The organism is Streptomyces sp. NPDC050388 (assembly GCF_040655635.1).
Lineage (GTDB): Bacteria > Actinomycetota > Actinomycetes > Streptomycetales > Streptomycetaceae > Streptomyces.
In genome coordinates this window covers 1-23,843 of record NZ_JBFAKH010000100.1, presented here as the reverse complement: position 1 = coordinate 23,843, position 23,843 = coordinate 1, and the positions used below count along the sequence as shown (strand labels likewise).

The window sequence follows — 23,843 nt, the reverse complement described above, 5'->3', positions numbered from 1 at the left end:
GGGAGCTCCGGAGCGGGCAGCGGGGCGCCGTCGTAGCCCTTCACCTCGCCGAAGCGGGTACCGGTCATCCAGTCCCGGCGGGCCTGTTCGATCTCCTCCTGGGTCCGGCCGATCCAGTTCCAGAACACCTGCGAGCGGCTCCCCCTCAAGAGTCGTGAAGTCCAGGATGCGACCGTTTCTGTCAGCCACCATGGCTCGTCGGCGTGCAACCTCGTTCGCGACAACGGTGAGCTCGTCCCGACACGCTCCCAGGAACTCGACGTCACAGCCCCAATGCGCCTTGGACCGCAGCGCCAAGTCGGTGAGTACCTCGGCTTCCGTCGCCCGTGCAGGCCCCATCAGACGGAGCGGAAGAAAGCCCGTTTGAGCTGCTTACTCCCTCTCCGCGAGGGTCGCTCGCCGCGGATCGGCGAACCCGAACTGCGGGTTGCCGGGGCGAGACCCGCACAGGCGGCGAGGTGGGCAGCGGACGGAAAGCTGCTGCCGTCACCGACGTCGATGAGGACCCGTGCTCCGGTCCTGAGAGGGCGTTTAATGTGACCGAGTTGCTGCTTATGTTCTAGTAAGTCCCTCGCCAGGTTGGCGTAGTTTCGTCCGTTATGCGCTTGGCGAGGTTGTCGATCGAGGCGATGTGGATCATGGCTTCGGAGCTGGCAGCGAGGGTCTCGTAGTCGCGGGCAAGACGTCTGTGCATCATGATCCAACCGATGCTCCGCTCCACCACCCAACGTCTTTTCAGGACGTGAAAGCCACGGGTTCCGGGGTTTTTGTCGACGACTTCGACATCGATCCCAAGTTTCGCGCCGTGTTCGACGACGGTCTTCTTGAAGCCGGTGTCGACCCAGCTCTTGGAGATGGTCGGGTAGGTCTTCTTCGCCTGGTCGAGGAGGCGTATCCCCAGGGCGTTTTCGGAGAGGCCGGCGGCGGTGACGGTCACGGCGAGGATCAGGCCGATGGTGTCGGTGAGGATGCCGCGCTTCCTGCCCACGATCTTCTTCGCGGCATCGGTTCCCTGGCTGGTCAGGGGCACGTTGGTGGAGGTCTTGACGCTCTGGGTGTCGATGGCGGAGGCGGTCGGCTCGGGCTTCCGGCCTTCCTTGACGCGGGCCAGGGCGGTGAAGTCGTAATTGAGCTGGGCGAAGATTCCCTCGTCGCGCCAGGCGGCGTAGTAGAAGTAGACGGTGCCGTGGCCGGGGAAGTCGTGCGGGAGGTATTTCCAGGGGATTCCGGTGCGGTTGAGGTAGAGGATCGCGTTGAACACGTCGCGCAGGTCGACTTTCGCCGGCTGGCCGGTGGGGCGACGTTCGAGACGGGCATTCCGCCAGGCCGTCAACGTCGGTTCGATCAGGGCCCATCGGGCGTCCGACAGGTCGCTGGGGTACGGCTTGCGCTCACTCACAGCACAGCCTGAGCATGGGCGTGCCGGAACTTCTCGTTCCGCTGACGGCTGGGAGGTTCTGCTGTATCTCTACGTCAGACGGGTTTCCGAACCCAGAAGCGGATGAGACGGGTGGCGAGGCTATCGCCCCGCCGGGCGATGCTCTTCGCGCATCGGGTCATCCGCGATGAAGTGGGACACTCGCATAAGGAGCGTATGGCCCTTGACCTGCCTAAACGCCCTCTCAGAGGGCGTTCTGTGAGCTTTCGCCGGGTCCTAGGTTGAGGCGGGCTGTGGTGCGGGTCGAGTAGACCGCGGCAGGGTAAAAAGTCCGGGCTCGGGTTCGGTGAGGACACCGCGGCTGACCTGGCGTTTCAGCTTGGCCCGGATACCTTCGAGAGGCAGCAGCTTCTTGCCGGTCGGGCCGATCTGGATGTGGGTGTCCGTCTGAAGGTCCTAAGTCCGGTGTAGGGGCGCGTCTAGATCCCTGGACCGATGGTGGCGCATCATCGCGTGGCTAGAGTCAGATCACATGAAAATCGACAGCACGCTCGACGAGGCCTACGAACGGCTGCATCGGACCGGACCGGAATTCGAAGGCTGGCTGACCAATCACGGTCCCATGGCGGTGGAATCCATGGTCAGACGCGGACACGCGCGACAGGTCCACCGCTGGTTGGACCTCTACATGAGCCGGCTGGACGATCGGCCCCGCGGCGCCTCGCCCATCACCGCCGCCGAATGGCGCACGGCGCTTGGGGACCCTCACCGTCTCGGTGACTGGCTTGTGTTCTTCGAACGCGAGGTGACCGAACAGCCCTGGCGCGCGGTACTGGAGACGTGGTGGCCACGGCTTCTGCCCGGCATCGCGGCCGGCGCCACCCACGGGGTGATCCGTACTGGCCACGCCGTCCACGCCCTGCTGGACCACGAGGACGGACCGCGCTTGGCCGAGCTCGGCCAAGCTCTTGGCTACTGGGCGGCGCGCTGGCAGCGGGTGCCCTCCGCCACCCCTTCCGGAACCGCCGACCCGGCGTCCGCTCTCGCGGGCGTTCCGCGCGTTCCCGACCAGACCGCGGGCATCAACCACCGGCTCGGCCAGCTCACCGACCTGACCGGCTGGCCGATCGCGCTGGCCGCGCTGAGACCCGCCGCGGACGCCGGGCAGGCCCGGGACCTGCTGGCCGATCTGACGACGGCTGCCGCCGTGCACTACCTCCCGAACGCGCACGGCTCGCCCGTCATGCTGGTGCACGCCGCAACCGCACCCATGGCCGTCCTGCGTACCTTGCCCGCACTCCCCAGCACCCAGTGGGCCATGAGCCTGCACGCGGCCTGGGCGGCCAGCGCGGCCGTGACCGCGGCCTACACCCCCGCCGCACCCACACCTCGGCACGCCCTCCCCACCGCCCACCAGTCAGCGGAAGAGACCTTCGCCCTCGCCGTCCGCCACCAGGACGAACACGTCATCAAGCTCGCCGACACCTGCCTTGACGTTCACCAACGCACAGGCCGCCCCGATGCCCTCACCGCAGTGCTTCGCGCGACCGAGCTGATCGACGAGCCCTGACGCCGCGGCTTTTGGCTTTGGCCCCAGGCAGGGTTTTCCGAGCCTGCGCTGGTCGCGGGTCTTGGTCGGCTACTGCTGCCGGGCGAAGTTGCCGGTATCGATCTCGGTGAGGATGCCGAGCTTGACCAGGCGTTTCAGCTTGGCGCGGGCGCCTTCGATGTTCTTGGGCAGCAGTTCGTGGCTGAGGGCTTCGCAGACGTCGCGGGCCCGCAGCGGGCCGGTGGCCTGGTGGAAGACGGCGAGGATGCGGGGGTAGTCCGGGTGCTCGGGCAGGTCGGCCGAGGCGGCCTGGACGGGAGGCCGGTCAGCGAGAGCGGTGACGGTCTTCCGGGTGATCGACAGGTGCTCGAGGTGGGTCTCGGCCTCCCGCAGCCGGCCCTGCAGTTCGCCGATCTGTCCTCGCAGGTCGTCGGCCAGGGCCCGGGCAGCGTCTTCCTGGACGTCGAGTGCCTCGAGCAGGGGCTGGATGTTCACGCATTTACCGCCTGCTCATCACGCCAGGTGGGAGCGTTCGCGCCGGTGAGGCGGCGGACCATGACGTGGGTCATCGCCCAGTAGACGCGGGACGCGGAGGAGGCCGGGCGGTGTTCGTAGTCGCGAACCAGACGCCGGTGCAGTATCAAGATCCCGTAGGTCTGCTCGACCCTCCACCGCTTCGACTGCGGGACGAAGCCGGTCTCCTCTGGGTTGCGCTCGACGATCTCCACGTCGATGCCTAGGCCGGCGCCGTGCGCGACGACCTGGTTCTTGAAGCCCTGGTCGACCAGGGCCTTCTCGACGGTGCCGCTGGCGTGCTCGGCGACCTGGTCCAGCAGGGCAATCCCCGCGGCGTTGTCGTGCGTGTTCGCGGCCAGAACCACCACCGCGATGACCAGCCCGAGCACGTCCACGGCCAGGCCCCGCTTGCGGCCCGGCACCCGCTTCGCCGCATCCCGGCCGGTCGTGGCAGTGGGGACCCCGGCAGCCGCGTGAACACTTTGGGTGTCCAGGACCACCAGGGTCGGGTCCTCTAATCGGCGGGCCCGCTCGCGGACCTGGCAGCGCAGGAGTTCGTGGATGACCCGGTCAGTGCCGTCGTCGCGCCAAGCGGCGAAGTAGTAGTACGTCGCGCTCTTCGGCGGCAGGTCGTGCGGGAGGTAGACCCACTGGCAGCCGGTCCGGCCCTGGTAGAGGATCGCGTTCACGATCTCCCGCATCGCATAAGCGCCCTGATGGCCGCTCACCGAACGGTGCCGGTCCTTCCACGCGGTGATCACCGGCACGATCAACGACCACTGCTCGTCCGATAAGTCGCTCGGGTACGGCTTGCGTTCACTCACCCCGCCACCCCAACAGACCACCGGCTACGGACCGGCGGACTTCCATCCACACCCACACTTTCAGGCGATACCAAAACCGCTCAAAGAGTCACGAACTGCCCTCTGGCGCCGATGCCCGGCATCGAGGTCAGGACCTTGGAAAGAGACATCCGATGCGGTTGATCTGTCAAGCGGCAAAAGAGAATTGAGGGACTTGGGCCATGGGGAATGCGATGGCTTCGTCGTAGTGGGTTCGTTTGGTGAGACAGTGGTGGAGGCACCCGCACAGGCGCTCGTAGCCGGCCGCAACCGGACGTGCAACCGGTACTCAGACACAGGGTCTGCGGTCGGAGAGGCCACCGGCCGCATTGCGGCGGGTGAGATCAACGGCGGCCTGTCGGCTGCCAGCGGTCCAGGTAGGCCCGCAGGCCGTCCAAGTCGGCGCCTCGTGCGGCATAGCCCAGGTAGCCGTCGGGGCGAACGAGTCCCTGCGCGGTGCCCGGCCACGGGCTCTGCTCGCCGAGCCGGTGGACGGAGACCAGGCCGCCCCGCCCTTCCAGGATCGGGCAGAGCCGTTCGTCCGGCCAGAGACGTGGTGGTCCGGACAACAGCAGGTGCCAGCCCGGCGCCGTCGTACGCGCCTGCAGTCCGCGGGGCAGGTCGGGCAGCCGGTCCCCGGCTCTCGGCCCGCCCTCGGGCGGTCGCGAGCCGGTCGTGGAGGCGGGGCTGCGCCGGTAGTGGATGCCCAGTTCGGAGACGGTTCGGAAGAGCCGTCCGCGGATCCCGGCCGCGCGTAGCGCCAGTGGCGCCAGACGCGGGGCGATGTGGGCACGGCCGACGCGGAGGACGGGGTTGCTGCTGGTGGCGATGGTGAAGGCGCGATCAGTGAAACGCAACACGCTGCGGCCGACCGGGGCCCGCTCGGCCTCGTACGTCGCCAGCAGTTCCTCGGGCGCCGCACCCCGGCGGACGAGGGCGAGTTTCCAGCCGAGGTTGAGCGCGTCCTGGATGCCGGTGTTCATCCCCTGCCCGCCGGCCGGGCTGTGGATGTGGGCCGCGTCGCCCGCCAGGAAGCAGGGGCCGGAGCGGTAGCGGGCGGCGCCGCGGTTGTGGAGGCGGAAGTCGGTCATCCAGACCGGGTCACGCAGCGTCAGCCGCTCACCGGTGTAGCGGTCGGCGATCTCCTGCAACAACGGCAGGCCCACCTCGGCCTCCGGGGTGTCGGGCGGTCGCATCGCGAGCATGCGCCAGCCGGCCGGCGAGCCGAGCGGGAAGAAGAACACCATCCCCGCCCCGCTCAGGTACGAATGCACGGAGTCCGGCTCCAGCCCGTCGACCTCCAGGTCGGCGAGCAGGAACGTCTGCGGATAGGCGTGTCCCCCGAATCCGATGCCGGCTTGGCTGCGCACGGTGCTGTGGGCGCCGTCACAGCCCACGACGTAGCGTGCCTCCACGGCCTCCTGCGAGCCGTCACCGCGGTGCAGCCGGCAGGTGACGGACGAGTCCGTCGCCTCCAGCCGGACCAGTTCGGTGCCACGCTCGATCGTCACGTCCCGCGCGGCCAGGTGCTCGGAGAGGACGCGCTCCGTCTCGGCTTGCGAGAGGAACAGCAGGAACGGGTACGCGGTGTCGGTCAGTCCGATGTCGAACAAGCGCAGCGCCACCACGCGGCGGGGCAGGTGGAGCCGCAGCCGCATCGCCGGGTTGCCCCGGGCCACCAGCTCGTCCGTCACCCCGAAGCCCGCCAGCGCCTCCAGGGTGCGGGGCTGGACGGCAAGCGCCCGCGACTCCCGCGCCCGGTCGAGGCAACGGTCGACGATCCTGAACCGGGCCCCGTACGCGCGCAGCTGCGCGGCGAGGGCGAGACCGGTCGGGCCCGCTCCCACCACCAGCACGTCCAGCGGTGCCGTCATGGGTCCACAGTAGGGGAGACGAGACACGCGCGAGATCGTTCGACGCGTACCACGTCGAGCCTGTGCCCCGCTACGACGAGAAGGGGGACCGGGCGTGCGCCGTTCGAAAAGTCATCGTCGCCGGTCAAGCGATGTAGCGGTACTCGCTGAGCACGCCGCCGAGGATCTGGGGGCCGGGTCTGATGCAGGTTCGGGACTCCCTGCTGCCGATCCATCTGCTGCCGCTGCTGGGCAGCCAGCGGATGAACACCTTCGAAACCAGACGTCGGGACGGACCCCTGTGGGGCTCGTGAAGTCATCGCTGCAGGGAGAGCCCGCGTGCACGACCCCTCGGCGGTGGCGATGAACGCCCGTGCCGAGAGGTTCATCCACAGCGTGCGGGCCGGTTGCACCGACCGGCTGCTGCCCTACAACGAGCAACACGCACGGCGTGTCCTCGCCGAGTACGCCGGGCATGACGACTCCAGAAGGCCGCACCGGACCCTGCAGCTTCGAGCACCGGCCGACGCCCCGGACGACATCCCACTCCCAGTCCAACGGATCCAGCGCCACGAGGTCCTCAGCGGACTCGTCCATGAGTACCGCGACACACCCTGACGAAGATCATGGCGCTCTGGCAAGCGCCCAGCTCAACGCAGGTACGGACTTTTGGCATCCAACAGGCCGCCCCGCAGCCGGCTCATTGGCTCGCGGCGCTCTTCACGTACGCCTCGTAGCCCTCCTCCTCCAGCCGCTCAGCCAGTTCCGGGCCGCCGGAGTCGACGATCCGGCCGTCCGCGAAGACGTGTACGTGATCGGGGTGGACGTAGCGCAGAATGCGCGTGTAGTGGGTGATCAGCAGGGTGGCGACCGCGCCGGTGGCGCGGACGCGGTTGACGCCCTCGGAGACGATGCGTAGCGCGTCGATGTCCAGACCGGAATCGGTCTCGTCCAGGATGGCGATCTTCGGCTTCAAGAGTTCCAGCTGAAGGATCTCGTGGCGCTTCTTCTCGCCCCCGGAGAAGCCCTCGTTCACGTTCCGCTCGGCGAAGGACGGGTCGATCTGCAGCCGCTCCATCGCCGCTTGGACCTCCTTCAGCCAGGTGCGCAGTCGCGGGGCCTCACCGCGCACGGCGGTGGCGGCCGACCGCAGGAAGTTGTACATGGAGACGCCGGGGACCTCGACCGGGTACTGCATGGCGAGGAACAGGCCGGCCCGTGCCCGCTCGTCGACCTTCATGGCGAGCAGGTCCTCTCCGTCCAGGAAAGCTGCGCCGGAGGTGACCTGGTATTTGGGATGCCCGGCGAGAGCATAGGCGAGGGTGGTCTTGCCGGAGCCGTTGGGCCCCATGAGGGCGTGCGTCTCGCCCTGCCGCACGGTCAGGTCGACACCGCGGAGGATCTCCCTCGGACCGTGGTCGGTCAGGACCTGGCAGTGCAGGTGGTCGATGACCAGCGTTGCCATGCCTTCTCACCCCTCTTCTTCCTCGTGGGAACGGAACACGGCCGATCAACGGGGCACTATGGACATGCACGCGGAGCGTGCCGGGGACGGGGCTCACCGCAAACCGCGGCAGTACGCCGCTGACGGCCCCCGGCCCCATGGCGTGACCAGGAGGAGGCAGTGGAACTCGACGTGCTCGTGGAGATCCACGAGGGATCCCGCAACGAATGCGGGAGGGACCACGAACTGCACCGCATCCGGCTGGACCGCATGCTGTTCACCTCGACCGAGTACCCGGCCGACCACGGCTTCATCGAGGGAACACTCGAGCGCGACGGGACCCGCTCGACGCACTTGTCATGGTCGGCGAGCCGACGTTTCCCGGATGCCTGATCGAATGCCGGGCTGTCGGCATGTTCTGCATGAAGGACGAGCGCGGCCCGGACGAGGAGACCCTCTGCATGCCCGCCCACGACCCACGCTACGCCCACGTCCAGGACACAAGGGACGTCCCCGCCTTCGACGAGTTGGAGATCACCTACTTCTTCGAGGCCCGTAGGACCTCGCGCCCGGCAAGAGCGCCAAGGATCGCACTGGGCGGGCTGGCGACCCAGTAGCGGCTTCCCGCGGCTTGCCGGGCTGCTCGCCCCGGGCGGCCGCCCCCTGGAAGAGGAGGTTCAGCTCTGTGCCCGCGCCTCGGCTCTCGGTGCCGTCTCCAGCCCGGCAGCAGGAGAGTCGCACTCGCGCGTTGCCCCCGCCCGGACGCGCCGGTGTCCTCCCCCGAGGGGTGAGGACCGGGATGGGGCCACCGCGGGGTGGGCCCGTGGCACGTCGGGCGGCGACCGGGCTCTGTCCGGCCGTGCGCCGGTCCGCGGTCCGCGGGCCGGGGCGGCGGGGGAACAGCCGGTCCAGGCCGAAGGCGCCGGAGCCGGTGAACCCCGGCAGGAACAGGGCCCCGCAGTACATGGCCGCGCCCTCGCCGCTGTTCTGGAGCGGCCCCGGGGCCTCCGGCTGGTGCACGCCGAAGCAGGCGTGGACCAGGGCGCCCGACGAGACGAACGCGGCGGCCCGGGTGCCCCGGCCGAGCAGGACCAGGCCGCCGCCGACGAACTCGATCACGGCCGCGTACCGGCGGGGCCAGGCCCCGGGCTCGGCGGTGCCGCCGCTGCCGCCCGCGCCGCCGAGCACACCGCACAGTGCAGCGGCGCCGTGGCAGGCGAAGAGCAGGCCGACGACGATGCGGAACAGGCCGAGGGCGTACGGCTGGGCGTTGTTGAGGCGTCCGGACATGTGGGGGTCTCCTTCGGTAGACCGGTCCGGTTCGAAAGGGACGGGGAGCGAGTCGAAACCCCGCATCAACCGCACCACTCCCACCTACACCGATGGCTTTTCAAGCGGGACAAGGGGCAGCTTCGTCGCCGATCCCGGTACTGCCGTGTCCGGCGGCGACTACGTCGACGAGCACTGGCCAGCGGAGGGCCTGGGGGCCAGCACGGCCGACTCTCCTCCCGGCCGTGTCCAGTCGTGCCCACGGACATCCGTCCACCACTATGGGGGGAAAGATCCGATTTACCTGGAGGCCTTGTATGCACCGTGATGGTTTTCCTGCCCCGGATTCCGGGCTCCTCCTCACTCACTTTCTGACGGTGTCCGACGTAACCCGATCTCGCGCCTTCTACACCGACGTTCTCGGCGGTGAGGTGGTGCTCGAGGAGAACCCCTGCACCATCAAGCTCGGCAACGGATGGATCATCATGAACCCGGGCGGCGGCCCCACCCCGGACAAGCCAGACGTCACCCTGCGCCCGCCCACCGACCCCAGCACGGTCAGCAGCTTCCTCAACCTCCGCGTCGCCGACATCGAGACATGCCACCGAGAGTGGAGTGCGAAGGGCGCCGAATTCCTCACGCCACCCATCGATCGCACGGCCGAGCTGCGGTGCTACTTGCGCGACCCGGACGGCTATCTCATCGAAGTCGGGCAGGCCACCGGCATGCTGCACGGCGTCTACGCCGATCCGCCCGCCGGTACCAGCTAGTGCCGCATCAGACACGTTCACCCCGTTGACGACCTTGCGTAACGGGGGTCGGCGCCGTGGCGATTCAGCACCGTCGGAACCGCATCCTCGCTGCGCGGTTCAGGGTGCAGTCGCCCTTGTGGGCTGTCAGCCGGGGTCGGCCGGCGGTTCCGCGGTACCGACGATGAAGCTGCCGCCCACGGTCCGGACATCGGCTGACCACCCCAGCGCGGCGAGCTTGTCCGTGAGCTCTCCGGCGTCGTGGAAGACCTTCACGACGCGATACGGGCTGCCGTCGTCGAGTCGGCGCTGCACTACAGGAACGGGCTGCTGGACGAGAACTTCCTCGCGGGCGGCCTCTGCGGGGCCATCGTCGACGAAGATCGCTTTGCCGTGCGGTGCCAGCGCGACGGCGATGGTGTTCCAGAAGTCCGGTAGGCGGGACGGTGGGATGTGGGAGAGCCAGAAGGCGAAGAACACGGTGTCGTAGCGGCGCCGCGGTCGCCAGGTGAACAGATCGGCCTGAACGAACTGGACGTCGGGGGAAGCGATCCGCGCACGCGCGATACCCAGTGTCTCGTCCGACACGTCGACGGCGGTCACAGAGCGCGCCCGAGCGGCGAGCGCCCCGGTCCACTGGCCCGTTCCGCAGGCCAACTCCAGCACGTCCCCGGCGATCGGGAGGTCGTCCGCCGCAGCCAGCAACTCCCGCAGTTCCTCGCGCTCGGCATAGGGCCGGTCGTATCCGCCCGCGTGGGCTCGGTAGTAGGCGATCTGCTCCGTTAAAAGGGCATCCTCATCGCTGTCCATGGCCGCGACCCTACCGATCGGGTCACCCTCTCGTCCCGCCCAGTGCGGCACCGGCGACAACCCGCAGGGCACGCTCCCGCGGTGTGGACCTTCCCTCGCCGCACCCTGCCTCCTGCGGCGGACAAGGTGCGGCCGCCCGGCGCCCCGCGGGGCGGACTGCCCCGGCCGGGCGGTCAGCGGCTCTGGCCCGGGCCCCGGCGACGGGTGCGCTGCGGGGCGCGGCGGCCTCGCCGTGCGGGCGCAGTCCGGCTCTCGACCTCGGCGGGGCCGGTGGCAGGTGCGGAGAAGCCGCCCGGGATGCCGGGCCGGGCGGCCGGTACCTGGGCCGCAGTGGGCTGGGCGGCTCGGCGCCGGGGCTGAGCGGCGCGGGCGAGGACAGTGGCGTTCGCAAGCAGCGGGGCGCAGGCCTCGCACACCTCTTCGACGCTCCAGACGCGGCCGATGGTGGGGTCGTGGCGCAGGATGAGCAGCACGGCGCCCGCGCAGTGCGTTGTGGCATCCGGGTGGGCGGCGCAGCGCTGGGAGCCGCAGTGGCACCAGGCGCGGGGGCGGACGGTGGCGGCCCTGGCGTGGGCGGCGGCGTGCCGGGCGGCGAACGCGCGCAGTGCCGCGAGGTCCTTGGAACGGGGCGGCATCCGGCAGGCGGAGGTGCTGCAGGAGACGGTGGCGGAGCGGTCGCTGTGTCCGGTGATCCGGACGGTCCAGGCCCGTCCGGGGACGCGCTCGGTGGAGGTCTCGCTGTAGGCGGTCGTCACGGCCGTCCGTTCTGGCTGCTCGAGGGATGTCGGTCCACTATGGGCTACCAGCCCGCCGCTCGTGCAGCGGTTTTCCCGCCAGAGCGGCACGTGTTCCAGGCGGTGGGCCCGCGAAAGGGGTCGGTGTCCCCTCCGGATGACCGGCTCCGGACAGCAGGGACAGGCGGTCAGCAGGTGCTGCTCACTGGCGCCGGTCTCCTGAGCGTCGAACAGGCGGGCCGCGTACTGCGAGGGCAGGGCGAGGGTGAGGTGGCGGATGCGGGCGTCGTCGGTGGTGCCGGGCGCGGCGGTGAAGCCGCACCGGGCCCGGATGTCGACGACCGGGCCGGTGGCAGCCTGGCGCCGGGCGCGCTCGCGGACGCGGGGCTGCCGACGGGCGCGGACCGCGTCCTGAAGACGTTGGGCGGGGTCGGCGCGGGGCCGGCGGATCTGGTCCTTCACATACCGCTCCACGGTGCGGGTGCCCTTGAGCTGCTTGACCAGGTAACGCATCTGCGCGCCGGCCGACGTGGGGATGGGCCGGGTGAACGCCTGCTGTGCGGCGTTCCCGGCCGGGCCGGGGTGAGTTGGCCCGGCGGCGGGCGGCCGCGAACTCGCCTGCAGCGTCGTCCTCAACAACTATCTCGCCGACTCGGTCAAGGGCATCGAGGACGCCATCGTGGTCACCCTCGCCTCGTCCGACGAGAACCGGGCGGTGACGGTGCGGCCGAAGGCCGTCCGGAGCACGGAGGGCAACGGGGACCTGGAGTGCTCGTGGCGCAAGCCGGCGCAGTACTGAGGCACCTTTGGGCGCTCGCGCGGGCCGCGCCGGGTCGCGTAGAGCGGCAGTGCGCAGGCGGCAGCGGTGGCCGGGCGAGGCGCCCGGCGGCAGGGCCCGCGTGCTCCACCAGCCGGCCGCCGCCCGCCACGCCGTAGGCGATGCCCCTGAGGAGGCCGGTCACGGCGAGGATCACGCCCCCGTTCAACCGCCCCTCGGGGGCGCGGCGCTGCACCAGCGTCACCTCGACGACGAGCGCATCCCCTACAAAGCCCACAGAGGGCAGCGACTTCCCGCGTCGCTGTAGCGGCCCCGAGTCGGTAGCTGTTGGACATCCTTGCTGGACACCAGCGGTCGGCTCCGGCTCGGCGTGTCGATCTCCAGGCGCCGCTGTCCAAGAGCCGATCGTCGGCGGTGGAAACGCACCTCGCCGACAACATCAAGTGAGACGACGGCTCATCGGCGTCTCGCGCGACTTTGTCTCTCCGCAGGTAGGGGCGGAGGACAGGCTGGTTACGGAGGGGGGAAGGTCCCGCGGCCGACTGCGATGGTGATGGGGCGGCCCGGATCGGGCCGCCCCATCACGTTCGGCGATCGTGTCAGCGGTGCCCGTGCCCATGACCGTGCCCGTGCCCGTGCCCATGGCCGTGGCCGTGGCCGTGGCCGTGCCCGTGCCCGTGGCCGTGCCCGTGCCCGTGACGGCGGTCCCTGTCCCTCCCGTGGCCGTGGTGGCGGTCCCTGTCCTTCCCGTGCCCGTGGTGGTACCGGGGCCCGTCCTCGCCCCGGTCCCCACGATGGTGGTCATTCGAGGCGTACGCACCGGTCGCCCCCGGCGCGGCGACGCCGGCGGCGGCAGCTCCGGCACCACCCAGCACCACGGCGACTGCCACGCCGAGCGCGGCGGCAAAGCGGGAAACACGCATAGCGATCTCCTGTCACAGCAGGCGCCCGGGCGCCTGGACCGATTGGACACGGCAACAGTTGCCCCAAGCGGGCACCGGAAGCCGCAGGCGCGCCCACAAAGGCCCTCGATGAGGTGGAATTTCCAGGTCCGCGGAACCAAGGCGTGTGGGCAATCCGGGGACACCCCTCTGCGCGACCACTACGGCCGAAGACCGGCGTCAGGCCAGGATCGTGGCGGGCGCAACCGTGAAGACCCAGCCCGGCGTATGCCCCCGCCCCCGCCGGAACTGGGCCGCTCGCCGTACTGCCGCCGTCCCGCACGGGCGAGCGTGAGCAGACCGCACCGTCCGCCGTGGTCGAGGGAGCGGCTGCTGCCGCGAGGTGGCCGGGCCCTTCGTGGGCGCTCCGCTCAGCGCGGCGCCGTCGCACCGAACCACGCGGCCGGGAGTGGGGCCGGAGCCTGCAGCAGAGCGCCAAGTAGTCGGGCGGGCCTGCCGCCGCCGTCGCGCCCGGGAGAAGGGCCGATCCGGCGGCAGGACAGCGTGGGAGGGCCCGCAGCGCGGCAAGCGACGACCCGACCGGAGGGTCACTTCTTCTGGGGTGAGGCCGTAGCCGGCGGTAGCTGCCGCGCCCCGCACAGCGTTCAACGATGGACGGTCTGCGATTCCGCTGTGCGGGGTGAACTCGCCTGTACCGCGTACCAGGCCGAACGGCGTCGGCGCGGAGAGACCGACGAGGACTCCTTCGAGGCGTACATCCCGTTCCGCCAGGGCCGCTGACCGGGGCACCGAAGCGTTCAGGAAACTGAACGCCGTGGCGGTCACCCCTGCTCGGACACTCCCCGAACCCCGAGACCACCGCCCGCCGGACCTGGCATGGAGGAGGACGATCAGGAGCACGTGCTCACCGTCCGGGAGGAGGGACGGGGACGTAGGGGCGTAGGGGCGGAGCCGAACGGCGGCGAGCACCCAGGACCGACATCACGCCGAGCTACATGCCACTTGGTTCCCTGTACGTCAACGGCACCCTCGTTCGACGCGCGCCCGGGAGGCGCACATGGGGAGAATGAAGCAAGGATCCGTGGCGGGGCACTACCTGAGCCGGGGAGCGGTGGTGGCCCCCTCTCGAAGGTGATGACGATGCCGGCGTGGCGATTTCGGGACTTCCACGACGATGATCTGGACCGCGCCATCCAGATCTGGGACCAGAACCAGCAGGTGGATGAGGCTCCTGCCGTTTTCCCGGTATCGGAGGTCGTGGCCGCAGCCAGGGCCGCAGGACCGGCCGTGGTAGCGGTGGTCGGCGACGAGCTGGTGGGCGTCGGCGTGGCGCAGGTCTCCGGCGAGAGGGGCTGGATCATCCTGGTGGCCCTGGCCGGGACGTGGGGCAGCCGCGGCATCGGGAGCTTCCTGATCGCCGAGCTTGAGCGGCGCTTGCGGTCCCAGGGAGTCCGCCGGATCGGCGCGCTGCTGGCCCCGGGGGCGACGGGAGCCGTCGCCTTGGAAAGTTCAGGCTACCGGTCCCGGACCGGGCTCGTCTTCCACGAGAAGGTCGAGCAGCTCGGCGCGAGCGATGCCGGCCTCCTGGCGGAACTGGGGGGAAGGATGCTTCCCGGGGATCTGTGGGACAGCCTTGCGGGAATGGAAGAGGTGAAGGAAGCCATCGAGCGGCGGATCGTGCTGCCGCTGGCCCGGCCCGCGCTGGCCGAGCGGTACGGAGTGAGGCCGCCGAAGGCGGTCATCCTCTTCGGGCCGCCGGGCACCGGAAAGACCAGCTTCGCCCGAGCGGTCGCCTCGCGGTTGGGGTGGCCCTTCGTGGAACTCTTCCCGTCCCGGCTTGCGTCGTTCCGGGAGGGAGGACTGGCGGCCTCGCTGCGGGAGGTGTTCACCGAGCTGGCCGAGCTGGAGACGGTGGTTCTCTTCATCGACGAGGTCGAGGAGATCGCTTCTGTCCGGTCCGGTACGGCTGTCGACCCCAGTCATGGAGTCACCAACGAACTGCTCAAGCTGATCCCCGGCTTCCGTGACCACGACGACCGCCTCTTGATCTGCGCCACGAACTCCGTCCGCTTCCTCGACCCTGCGTTCCTTCGGCCCGGCCGCTTCGACTACGTCATCCCGGTCGGCCCGCCCGATCCGCAGGCCCGTTCGGCGGTCTGGCGGCGCTACCTCGGGACCGCCGCCGCCCATGTCGATCTCCGCCGTCTGGTGGAGGCAAGCGCAATGTTCACGCCGGCCGATATCGAGTTCGCCGCTCGCAAGGGCGCCCAGACCGCCTTCGAACGCGAAGTCGCCCAGGGGAAGGACACACCGGCCGGCACGGAGGACTACCTGCAGGCCATCGCGCAGACCCGTCCCACACTCACCGACCAGGCACTGACGGACTTCGCCGAGGACACCGAGGAGTACGTGCGCATGTGACTCTGCGCGTCGTCCCGCGAGTTCGCCGTGGTCCTTGGTTCTTCGGCACGGGGCCTGAGCAGGCACCTCGTCGCCTTCGGCCTGTGTGTCTGTGCGTCTGTGCAGGGCTCATGACGGTTCTTCAGGAATCCTGAGGGCCCGTCATGATTTATCCGGATCCCTCGCTTCCGTCTGCCGGGCTGACCTGCAGCAACGAGAGATGAAAGCCAGGACGAACCCACAGGATGTCGCACAGCACACGCCGCTCGCGGCGGAACTTCTTCCACCACTCCGTCACCCGCTACCGCGACCTCTCGGGGCACGTCCAAGGAGTGCGTCGCGGCGGGTCATCCGGGCACGAGCACGGCGGCGCCGCTGACCCGGTCGGCGGCCAGGTCCCTCAGAGCCTGGTCGGCACGGCTCAACGGATACGGGCTGACGGTGACCCGCATACCGATCCGCGCGGCCATGTCCAGGAAGTCGTGGCCGTCCTGCCGGGTGTTGGAGGTGACGCTGCGCAGATTCCGCTCTTCGAAGAGGTGACGGCGGTAATTGAGCACGGGGATGTCGGTGAGATGGATGCCCGCCACGGCGAGCGTTCCCGAACGGTCCAGTGCCTCCAGTGCCACGGGCACCAGATCCCCTACCGGTGCGAACAGGATCGCCGAATCCAGTGGTTCGGGCGGGCGGTCGTAGGCGCCGCCCACGGAGGAGGCGCCCAGGTCCAGGGCAAGTTCACGGGCCCGTGCCGAACGGGTCAGCACGTGCACGGTTGCTCCTTCAGCCAGGGCGACCTGCGCCGCCAGATGGGCCGAGGCCCCGAAGCCGTAGATCCCGAGCCGGCCGTTGGGTGGCAGGGCGCTGCGGCGCAGAGCCCGGTAGCCGATGATCCCGGCACACAGCAGCGGTGCCAGCAGCACGGCGTCCTGGTCGTCCGGGAGCGCGTGGGCGTAGTCCGCCGGAACGAGGGTGACATCGGCGAAACCGCCGTCCGCGTCCCAGCCGGTGTAGAGGGAGGCCGGGCAGAGGTTCTCGCGACCGGCCCGGCAGTAGCGGCATCGACCGCAGGTGCTGCGCAGCCACGCCCCACCGGCTCGGTCGCCGACCCGGAACCCCGTGACGGACTCGCCGACGGCGGCCACGCGACCGACGATCTCATGACCGGGAACGGTCGATGCCCGGTGCGGGAGCAGGTCGCCTTCGGCAAGGTGCAGGTCCGTGCGGCAGACGCCGCACGCCTCGACCTTCAGCAACAGCTCACCAGGCCCCGGCGGGGGCACGGTACGCCGCACGGGCACCAGTGGGCCGTCCGCGATCGGACCAGGGCTCTCGACAGCCCACCCGGTCAGCATGTTCGAAGCCGACGCGCGCACCATGCTTCCAGCCTGGCGCCGGCCGGCAGGTCCGGCAAACGCTCACCGCGGAACGGCAGGCCGCAACCGCACGCCGCTTGGTGCGGCAACGGCCCTCGGCCGTCAGGGCGGCACTGTCATGTTGGCCGGCCGGGTGGGATGATCTTCTGGTTGGTCATGCCGGGAGGGGTTCGTTCGTGTCGTCCGTGCCACCGTCGTACAGGGGGCACCGGTACCCGGCGGAGATCGTCTCCCACTGCGTGTGGCGGTACTTCCGCCTCCCGCTCGGCTTCCGCGAGGTCGGGGAACTGCTGCTCGCCCGCGACGTGCTCGTCTCCCACGGAACCGTCCGACGGTGGTGCGCGGAGTCCGGGCAGGCCGGAGCCGACGGCCTGCGCTGCCGCCGGCTCCGGCCCGGAACACGTGTCATCCCGACGAGGTCTTCATCAAGATCAACGGCGAGCGGCACTACCCGCGGCGGGCGGCGGACCGGCACGGCAACGTGCTGGACATCCTGCTTCAGCCGAGGCGCGACGCCCGAGGCCGCCAAGCGGTTCATGGCCAAGCCGATGAAGAAGCGGCGTCGGGTGCCCGGGGTGCTGGTCACCGACAGGCTCCGCTCCCACGGCGTGGCCCGCCGGGAGCTGACGCGCCCGGTCGAGCACCGCTCGCACAAGGGCCTGAACAACCGCGTCGAGAACAGCCACCAGCCCACCCGCCGGCACGAACGCGCGATGAAGAGCTTTTGCTGCGCCGGCGCCGCACGAAGATTCCTGTCCGCCTTCAGCGGCACCTCACCCCACTTCAGGCCACGCCGGCGCCTGATGACCGTCGTCGGCCACCGCTCCGAGACGACCATCCGCTTCGTGATCCGGGACCAGATCGCCAAAGCTGCAGGCCGGCCCACCATGGCCCGACCCGAAATCGCCATCCGGCCCCAGTACACCCTGACACGCCATCAGCCGGTCACATTCTCACCGACGTGACAACGCCCGCCCAAGCCCTCGACCACGCACGCCCGCTGATTCACCACAAGGAGCAACAGATGTTCACTGGCTGCGCACCCCCGGCCCCTGGAGGGACAGGCATCGACCCGAACCACATCCGCGTGCACACGGCCGAGCACGGCGCCGCGCCCGCCCATGCTGCCGCCAAGGTACCGAGCGCCCGGCTCGACGGCGCCGAAAGCGTGCTATGACCCCGGATACGGTCGGTTTCCTCGTCGCTCTCGCGCCCGTCCTCGTCGTCCTGACCCTGCTCGCGTTCCGTTCGGCCTCGCTGTGGGCCGGCGTCGTGGGTCTGGTCGTCGCGCTGGTCGGTGCCGTTGTTTCCTTTCCGCTCGAAGGCCCACAGGTCGAGGCCGCCGCCTCGGGGATGGCCCCGACCGTCGTGGAGATCGCGGTCCTCCTGCTCGGCGGGGTCGGGCTGGCCGAAGCGATGACCCGCGGTGGTGCGCAGGACCGGATCGCCGCCTGGCTGGAGGGCGCCGAGACCGGTGCCGACCGCACCGTGACGCTGCTGCTGCTCGTCTACGGGATGACGCCGTTCATGGAATCGGTCACCGGCTTCGGCCTGGGCGTGGTCATCACCGCCCCGCTGCTGATCCGCCTTGGCCTGACCCCGGTCAAGGCTGTCGTCTCCGGGCTGTTCGGCCTGGTGCTGGTTCCGTGGGGCTCCCTCGGGCCCGGCACCCTCATCGCCGCGCAGCTCGGCGGGCAGGACTTCGCCCGGCTCGGGGTGTGGTCGGCGCTGCTCAGCCTGCCGATACTCGTGGTCAGCATGGTTGCGGTGCTGGGCCTCAATTTCGGCCGACCCGCCCCGCGTCAGCTCGTTCTGGCCGTCGCGGTCGTCCTTGCCGAATGGGGTGCCCTGCTCGTGGCGAACCTCACGGTCGGGACTCCGCTGGCCGGCGTTCTCGCCGCAGCCGTGGTCATCGCCGGTCTCCTCGTCGTCACCCGGGTCGGCAACGGCCCGCTGCCGCGCATGTCCCGGCCACTCCTCGTAGCCGTCGTGCCGTACCTCGTCATCGTCGGCGGCATCCTTGCCACGAGGGGCCTGCTGGCCGCCACGGGCACCCATGACGCGATCGAATGGACCGCGAGCCCTGCGCTCTGGCTGGTCATCGCCGCCGCTGTCGCCGTCGCGACCGCCGGCCTGCCCGCCGCCGATCAGTGGCTCCTGGTGCGGCACGGGCTGAGACGATGGGTGCCGATCGCCGGGAACGCGCTGGTGTTCATCGTCCTCGGGATCGTCATGGCCGCGACCGGTATGGCCGAGCATCTTGCCACCACTGCGGAGCACTCCGGCTACGGCTTCGTCGCCGCGATCCCCGCCATGGGCGCTCTCGGCGGCTACCTCACCGGCTCGAACACGGGCGCCGCCGCGATGTTCTCCCCCGCCACCACGACCGCCGCCACCGGTCTCGGCGCGAACCCGCTGATCGCCCTCGCCGGGCAGAACGTCGCCGGGTCCTTCGCCATCATCGCTTCACCACCGCGGATCGCCCTCGCTGCCGGCGTCGCCCTCGCTCCCGGCGAACGCCTCCCACGAGCCATGAGCGCCGTACTGCTCGGCGCCGTCGCCACGACAGCGCTCCTCCTCGGCGTCATCGTCCTGAGCCTTGCCTGAACTGTGGAAGGAACTCCATCGAACACCAACGGCCTTCTGGCCGTGTCCATGGACGGGCCCCGCCGGGCAGGTCCCGGCGGGGCCCGGTAAGTGGCGTCAGCATCGCCGGCATGCCGGAGGGGGCGCACGTGCGGGAGATCTCGTGCTCCCACCGCTTCCGCATTACGCCTTGCCCCCGGGGTGACAGGAAACGATTCTGGCCCTCCGCCCCGGCATACCAAGGTGGCTCCATGACGACGGGCAACACCGACGGCGAGCCCATGACGCCCCGCGACCCCACCCCGCAACCGACTGCCGGCAGACTCGGCAATGCCTTCGTGACGGCCCTCGTGGTCGCCATCGTCGGCGTCGTGCTGGCTGCAGTCCTGACGCCGCTCGGGGATCATGTCATGCAGGGCTTCCTGGACGAACCGACCTGCCCCGGTGACGCCTGCGAGGGCAAGAATCCGCAGAGTCAGGGCTGCACCGAGGACGCCCGCACCTTCAAACCCGATGTCGGCAATCCCGCTCTTCTCCAGATCCGCTACAGCGAGGACTGCAAGGCCGTCTGGGCGAGGATCGAGCGCGGCAGCCCCGGAGACCTGGTCACGGTCGAGCTCGTCGGCGGCACGAAGCGGACCGCCGAGATCGAGTACGGCAACGACAAGTTCACCAGCATGGCCGCCGTGTCGGACGGAGAGTTCCAGGCCACCGCCTGCGCGGTCCCGAAGAGGGGCGGTGCCAGCACCTATGAGAGGTACTGCGTGCAGGCCACCGAGGCTGCTGCCTGGCGGTGAGTCTCACGTCGTCCTGACGCCCGGTCCGGAAGGTGAAGACACCGGGCCGGGTTCTTTGCACTCGTCGCCGGTCGGGCCCGGCCGGCCGGCAGTTGTCACGTGCGGGGCTCGGCGCTGTCCTCACCCGAAGTGATGACGAGTTTGCTCGCGATCTGCGGCGGCGCCCCGGCCCCTTCCGCCGCGCCCTGGAAGCCCCTCCCCGTCCTCGTCCCGACCACCCTCTGAAGGAGTCCTCATGCCCGAGCAGCCGATACTCGCCCTCGACCCCGAAGCGTCCGACCACCACGCCGAGCACCAGGCCCTGCGTGCCCGCGGTCCGGCCACCCGGGTGGACATCCTCGGCGTGACCGCCTGGTCGATCACCGACCCCGCCCTCCTCAAGCAGTTACTCACCAGTCCGCAGGTCTCCAAGGACGGCCGCGCCCACTGGCCGGCCTTCGCCGACACCGTCCCCACCTGGCCCCTCGCCCTGTGGATCGCGGCGAGCAACATGTTCACCGCCTACGGCGCCGACCACCGCAGGCTGCGCCGGATGGTCGCGCCGGCCTTCAGCGCCCGCCGCATCCAGGCCATGCGACCGGCCGTGGAAGCAATCATCACCGGCCTCCTCGACGACCTCGAAACCCTGCCCGTCGAAGAGAGCGTCGACCTGCGCGACCAGCTCGCCCACCCGCTGCCGATCGCAGTGATCGGCCAACTCATGGGCGTCCCCGAGAACCAGCGCCAAGGCTTCCGCTCCATGGTCGACGGTGTCTTCGCCACGACCCTCACCACCGAGCAGGCCGCTGCCAACACCGCCGCCCTGTACGGGGCCCTCGACCATCTGATCGCGGCCAAACGCGCCCGGCCCGGCGACGACCTGACCTCCGTGCTCATCACGGCCCGCGACGACGAGGGCGACGGCGGCGGCTTCGCGGACGAAGAACTGCGCGACACGCTCCTGCTGATGATCAGTGCCGGGTACGAGACCACCGTCAACGTCATCGACCAGGCGATCACCGCCCTGCTGACCGACCCGGAGCAGCTCCGCCACCTCCGTGCCGGCCGTGCCGACTGGAGCGACGTCGTCGAGGAGACCTTGCGGCACGAGCCCGCCGTCAAGCACCTGCCCCTGCGCTACGCCCTCACGGACATCCCCCTGCCCGACGGACAGACCATCGCCGCGGGCGAAGCGATCCTCGCCTCCTACGCCGCCGCCAACCGCCATCCCGACTGGCACGGCGAATCCGCCGACCGCTTCGACATCATCCGCCCCACGAAGGACCACCTGGCCTTCGGTCACGGCGTGCATTTCTGTCTCGGTGCCCCACTAGCCCGCCTCGAAGTCGCCATTGCCCTGCAGCAGCTGTTCGACCGGTTCCCCGACATTCGCCTCGCCGTCCCCGCGACCGAACTGCAGCCGCTGCCTTCGCTGATCAGCAACGGACACCAGGCCCTGCCCGTGCACCTGCGCCCGGCCTCACGCTGAGGCCGAACCAACCAGGAAGACCGTCATGACCACCGCCCCGATCACTCCGCTCACTCCGGCCGAGCGACGTGTCGCCGACCATCTCGTCCACAGCCTGGAGCCCCGCGTCGTCGCCCGCGATGCCCGCATCGCCCCGGCCGACGTACGCGCCGAGGTCGACACACTGCTCGTCCAAACGGGAGCCGACGACGCCACCCGGCTCGTAGTGCCGGCCCACGTCTGGGCTTCCTGGGAGCCGACCGAGAGGCAACGATCCCGGCAGAGGCACGCCGGTGAGCACACCCTGCACTCCTGACCTGAGCCCGAGCGCCGAAAAGCAGGCCCCGAGCGACCGCCGACGCGGTTCCGTCTACGAGGCGCGGCTGTTGGACATTGCTTGACCTCCACCTTCCAGACGGCAGAGAGGCAGCAGATTCATCGGTCGCTCGGGCGGTGCCGGCATCCCGTCGCCTTCGGGCGGTCCGCCGCTCGAACCTCATTCGTCACAGGGGTTTCGAGCGTCGGCGATTCGGCCATTCCGGGCCACCGCCCAGGGGCGGCGTAGCGGGCCCAGGGCCGTACAGACCGTGCTGCGCAAGGGGTCCACGCCGTCCGGAATCGAGCGCGTTCGAATCCCGATCAGCGTCGTTAAGCCGTGCACCGCCGAGCCATCCAGGTACGGCACCGACCTCATGGAGGGACCGGGTGACTGTGACTGCCGCCTCGACCGAAACTCCCGAGACACCTCCCCCGCCACCGCCTGCCACCATCAGCTTCGAGGGCAAGTTCGGCCAGAACCCGCTGGAGGACGCCGGCTTCGGGGCGATGTGCCGACGCCTGCCCTCCGTACTGGCCCACACCGCGCGCAAGGCGTGGGCCGTCGACAGGACCGGCTCCGTACTCCTCCTCGTATGCCAGGTACTCACCGGCATCGCCGCCGCTGTCGTCCTGGCCTCCACCGCCCGCGCCATGACGCACGTCCTCGGCAGCGGCACCGTTTCCGAACGTCTGCACGGCGCGGTCCCCGCCTTGATCGTGGTGACCCTGGCCGCGGGCACCGGCCGGATCTGCGGCCTCCTGTCCTCGTACGCGGACGGACGCATCACGCCGCTGTTGACCACCGAAGCCGACGTGGCGCTCGTCTCCGCCGTGCTGCGTGTGGAGTCGTCCGCCTATGGGAGAGAGGGTTTCTCCGACCAGCAGGAGGCGGCCGAGATCGGGGTCACCCGCACCCGCCTGACGGTGCAGGACGCACAGCGGTTCATGTCCGCCCTGATCCGCATGATCGCCGCCGGCGGGGTCATCACCGCACTGCATCCGCTGATGCTGCCGGTGCTCCTCCTGGCCGTGCTGCCCGCGGGCGTGGGAGCCGTGCTGTCGGCCCGTGTCGACTACCGCACGCACTTCCTCAACCTCGGCGACCGCAACGTACGGGCCATGATGCGCAGCTGGGCCACCCACTCCCGCTTCGGCGACGAGATCCGCGCCAACGGCATGACCGGCTACCAGATCTACTGGTACCAGGCCCTGTCCGACCGCATCGACCGACGCACCCTCGAAGCGGCGCCGCAGATGCTGCGCATCCAGTTGTCCGCCGGCGCCCTGGGCGGCTTCTTCCTGATGTGCACCTGGGCCACCCTCGCCGGCCTCTCCCTCGCCGGCCGCATCGCCCTGCCCGTCGCGGCCACCGCGGTGGTCGCCGTCCAGACCGCGCTCGCCGCGCTCTCCCAGGTCGTCATCAACGGCGCCGCCCTGTTCCACACCTCGCTCTACCTCGCCGACATGCGGGCATTCCTCGGCCTCGCTCACGAACACGCCCCGAAGCGGGGTGAGCTGACGATCCCGGAGCGCGTCGACGAGATCCGTATCGAGGAGGCCGTCTACCACTACCCCGGCAAGGAGGATCCGGCCGTCGCGGGGATCTCCCTGACCCTGCGCCGCGGCGAGATCCTGGCCGTCGTCGGCGCGAATGGTTCCGGCAAGTCCACCTTGACCAGACTCATCACCGGGATCGTGCTCGCCGACAAGGGGCGCGTCCTGTGGGACGGCGTCGATCTCGCCGACGCCGACCCCGACGCCGTGTGGAGCCGCACCTCACTGGTTCCGCAGAACTTCGCATGCTGGCCGTTGCGGGCCCGCGAGAACATCACCCTGGGCCAGCCCCGCACCCACGACGACGAGCCGGTGTGGGACGCCATCGACGCCGTCGGCATGCGCGAGGAGATCGAGAAGCTGCCCCGCCGACTCGACACCCTTCTGGCCCGGGAGTTGTTCGGCGGCGCCGAACTGTCGGGCGGCCAGTGGCAGCGGCTCGTGTGTGGCCGAAGCCGTCTGGAAACAACGCGTTGCTTCGCGGGCCCCGTGATCGTTGATCTTGTATGGCCATATCCCAGTCGATACCCCAACAACTGGCGTC

17 protein-coding genes and 6 pseudogenes are annotated in these 23,843 nt (G+C 70.0%); 12 read left to right on the top strand and 11 right to left on the bottom strand.

The features are described from left to right. From AB0I73_RS35105 to AB0I73_RS35095, 3 genes and pseudogenes are all read right to left on the bottom strand, one after another. A pseudogene (locus tag AB0I73_RS35105) lies at positions 1–128 on the bottom strand (pirin family protein); the annotation flags it as partial. 216 nt (positions 129–344) lie between these two features. Further along, positions 345–524: pseudogene (locus tag AB0I73_RS35100) on the bottom strand (transposase); the annotation flags it as partial. Between the two features lie 35 nt (positions 525–559). After that, positions 560–1,399: an IS5 family transposase gene (locus tag AB0I73_RS35095; protein ID WP_363044334.1), complete on the bottom strand. Its 840-nt coding sequence runs from the start codon at positions 1,397–1,399 to the stop codon at positions 560–562. A gap of 511 nt (positions 1,400–1,910) precedes the next feature. Between AB0I73_RS35095 and AB0I73_RS35090 the strand changes: the two genes are divergently transcribed. Continuing rightward, entirely contained in the window at positions 1,911–2,948 is a 1,038-nt protein-coding gene (locus AB0I73_RS35090; protein ID WP_363044332.1) for a questin oxidase family protein, read from the top strand. Between the two features lie 69 nt (positions 2,949–3,017). Here the strand turns inward: AB0I73_RS35090 and AB0I73_RS35085 are convergent, their stop codons facing one another. From AB0I73_RS35085 to AB0I73_RS35075, 3 genes are all read right to left on the bottom strand, one after another. Continuing rightward, positions 3,018–3,422 carry a hypothetical protein gene (locus tag AB0I73_RS35085; protein ID WP_363044330.1) on the bottom strand — a complete coding sequence of 135 codons (405 nt, stop codon included), beginning with the start codon at positions 3,420–3,422 and terminating at the stop codon, positions 3,018–3,020. After that, the gene (locus AB0I73_RS35080) at positions 3,419–4,267 is read right to left on the bottom strand and encodes an IS5 family transposase (RefSeq protein ID WP_363044328.1); all 849 of its coding nucleotides are present in this window, start codon (positions 4,265–4,267) and stop codon (positions 3,419–3,421) included. The genes AB0I73_RS35085 and AB0I73_RS35080 overlap by 4 nt, the downstream gene beginning before the upstream one ends. 362 nt (positions 4,268–4,629) lie before the next feature. Continuing rightward, positions 4,630–6,159 (bottom strand): FAD-dependent monooxygenase, encoded by a 1,530-nt coding sequence (locus tag AB0I73_RS35075; RefSeq protein ID WP_363044326.1) that lies wholly within the window; start codon positions 6,157–6,159, stop codon positions 4,630–4,632. Positions 6,160–6,477: 318 nt separating this feature from the next. On the opposite strand from AB0I73_RS35075, the gene AB0I73_RS35070 reads away from it, so the two are divergent. Next, positions 6,478–6,756, top strand: a complete 279-nt coding sequence (locus AB0I73_RS35070) for an integrase core domain-containing protein (RefSeq protein ID WP_363044324.1) — start codon at positions 6,478–6,480, stop codon at positions 6,754–6,756. Between the two features lie 82 nt (positions 6,757–6,838). Here the strand turns inward: AB0I73_RS35070 and sufC are convergent, their stop codons facing one another. Next, complete coding sequence (sufC, locus tag AB0I73_RS35065) at positions 6,839–7,603, bottom strand: Fe-S cluster assembly ATPase SufC (protein WP_363044322.1); 765 nt, start codon at positions 7,601–7,603, stop codon at positions 6,839–6,841. A 159-nt stretch (positions 7,604–7,762) separates the two neighbouring features. On the opposite strand from sufC, the pseudogene AB0I73_RS35060 reads away from it, so the two are divergent. Next, positions 7,763–8,185, top strand: a pseudogene (locus AB0I73_RS35060) (inorganic diphosphatase); the annotation flags it as partial. A gap of 231 nt (positions 8,186–8,416) precedes the next feature. On the opposite strand, the pseudogene AB0I73_RS35055 reads toward AB0I73_RS35060, so the two are convergent. Continuing rightward, positions 8,417–8,872 (bottom strand): annotated as a pseudogene (locus tag AB0I73_RS35055) (DoxX family protein); the annotation flags it as partial. Positions 8,873–9,168: 296 nt separating this feature from the next. On the opposite strand from AB0I73_RS35055, the gene AB0I73_RS35050 reads away from it, so the two are divergent. Further along, positions 9,169–9,621 carry a VOC family protein gene (locus tag AB0I73_RS35050; RefSeq protein WP_363044320.1) on the top strand — a complete coding sequence of 151 codons (453 nt, stop codon included), beginning with the start codon at positions 9,169–9,171 and terminating at the stop codon, positions 9,619–9,621. A gap of 126 nt (positions 9,622–9,747) precedes the next feature. Here AB0I73_RS35050 and AB0I73_RS35045 read toward each other — a convergent pair whose 3' ends face one another. Both AB0I73_RS35045 and AB0I73_RS35040 read right to left on the bottom strand, forming a co-directional pair. Next, the gene (locus AB0I73_RS35045; protein ID WP_363044318.1) at positions 9,748–10,410 is read right to left on the bottom strand and encodes a class I SAM-dependent methyltransferase; all 663 of its coding nucleotides are present in this window, start codon (positions 10,408–10,410) and stop codon (positions 9,748–9,750) included. A gap of 926 nt (positions 10,411–11,336) precedes the next feature. After that, positions 11,337–11,768 (bottom strand): annotated as a pseudogene (locus tag AB0I73_RS35040) (hypothetical protein); the annotation flags it as partial. A 2,190-nt stretch (positions 11,769–13,958) separates the two neighbouring features. On the opposite strand from AB0I73_RS35040, the gene AB0I73_RS35035 reads away from it, so the two are divergent. Continuing rightward, entirely contained in the window at positions 13,959–15,245 is a 1,287-nt protein-coding gene (locus AB0I73_RS35035) for a GNAT family N-acetyltransferase (RefSeq protein ID WP_363044316.1), read from the top strand. A gap of 326 nt (positions 15,246–15,571) precedes the next feature. On the opposite strand, the gene AB0I73_RS35030 is transcribed toward AB0I73_RS35035, so the two are convergent. Beyond that, the gene (locus AB0I73_RS35030; RefSeq protein WP_363044314.1) at positions 15,572–16,600 is read right to left on the bottom strand and encodes a zinc-binding alcohol dehydrogenase family protein; all 1,029 of its coding nucleotides are present in this window, start codon (positions 16,598–16,600) and stop codon (positions 15,572–15,574) included. A 173-nt stretch (positions 16,601–16,773) separates the two neighbouring features. Here AB0I73_RS35030 and AB0I73_RS35025 point away from each other — a divergent pair. From AB0I73_RS35025 to AB0I73_RS34995, 7 genes and pseudogenes are all read left to right on the top strand, one after another. Beyond that, positions 16,774–17,460: pseudogene (locus AB0I73_RS35025) on the top strand (IS6 family transposase); the annotation flags it as partial. 161 nt (positions 17,461–17,621) lie between these two features. Beyond that, positions 17,622–17,774 (top strand): hypothetical protein, encoded by a 153-nt coding sequence (locus AB0I73_RS35020; RefSeq protein WP_363044312.1) that lies wholly within the window; start codon positions 17,622–17,624, stop codon positions 17,772–17,774. Next, positions 17,771–19,204, top strand: a complete 1,434-nt coding sequence (locus AB0I73_RS35015; RefSeq protein ID WP_363044310.1) for an L-lactate permease — start codon at positions 17,771–17,773, stop codon at positions 19,202–19,204. Before AB0I73_RS35020 ends, AB0I73_RS35015 begins: the two co-directional genes overlap by 4 nt. 230 nt (positions 19,205–19,434) lie before the next feature. Then, on the top strand, positions 19,435–19,980 hold the full coding sequence (locus AB0I73_RS35010) for a DUF2690 domain-containing protein (RefSeq protein WP_363044308.1): 546 nt from the start codon (positions 19,435–19,437) through the stop codon (positions 19,978–19,980). 235 nt (positions 19,981–20,215) lie between these two features. Beyond that, complete coding sequence (locus AB0I73_RS35005; protein ID WP_363044306.1) at positions 20,216–21,448, top strand: cytochrome P450; 1,233 nt, start codon at positions 20,216–20,218, stop codon at positions 21,446–21,448. Between the two features lie 25 nt (positions 21,449–21,473). Then, the gene (locus AB0I73_RS35000) at positions 21,474–21,743 is read left to right on the top strand and encodes a hypothetical protein (protein ID WP_363044304.1); all 270 of its coding nucleotides are present in this window, start codon (positions 21,474–21,476) and stop codon (positions 21,741–21,743) included. Between the two features lie 395 nt (positions 21,744–22,138). After that, positions 22,139–23,843 (top strand): ATP-binding cassette domain-containing protein (locus AB0I73_RS34995; RefSeq protein WP_363044336.1); only part of this gene is annotated, 1,705 nt, incomplete at its 3' end.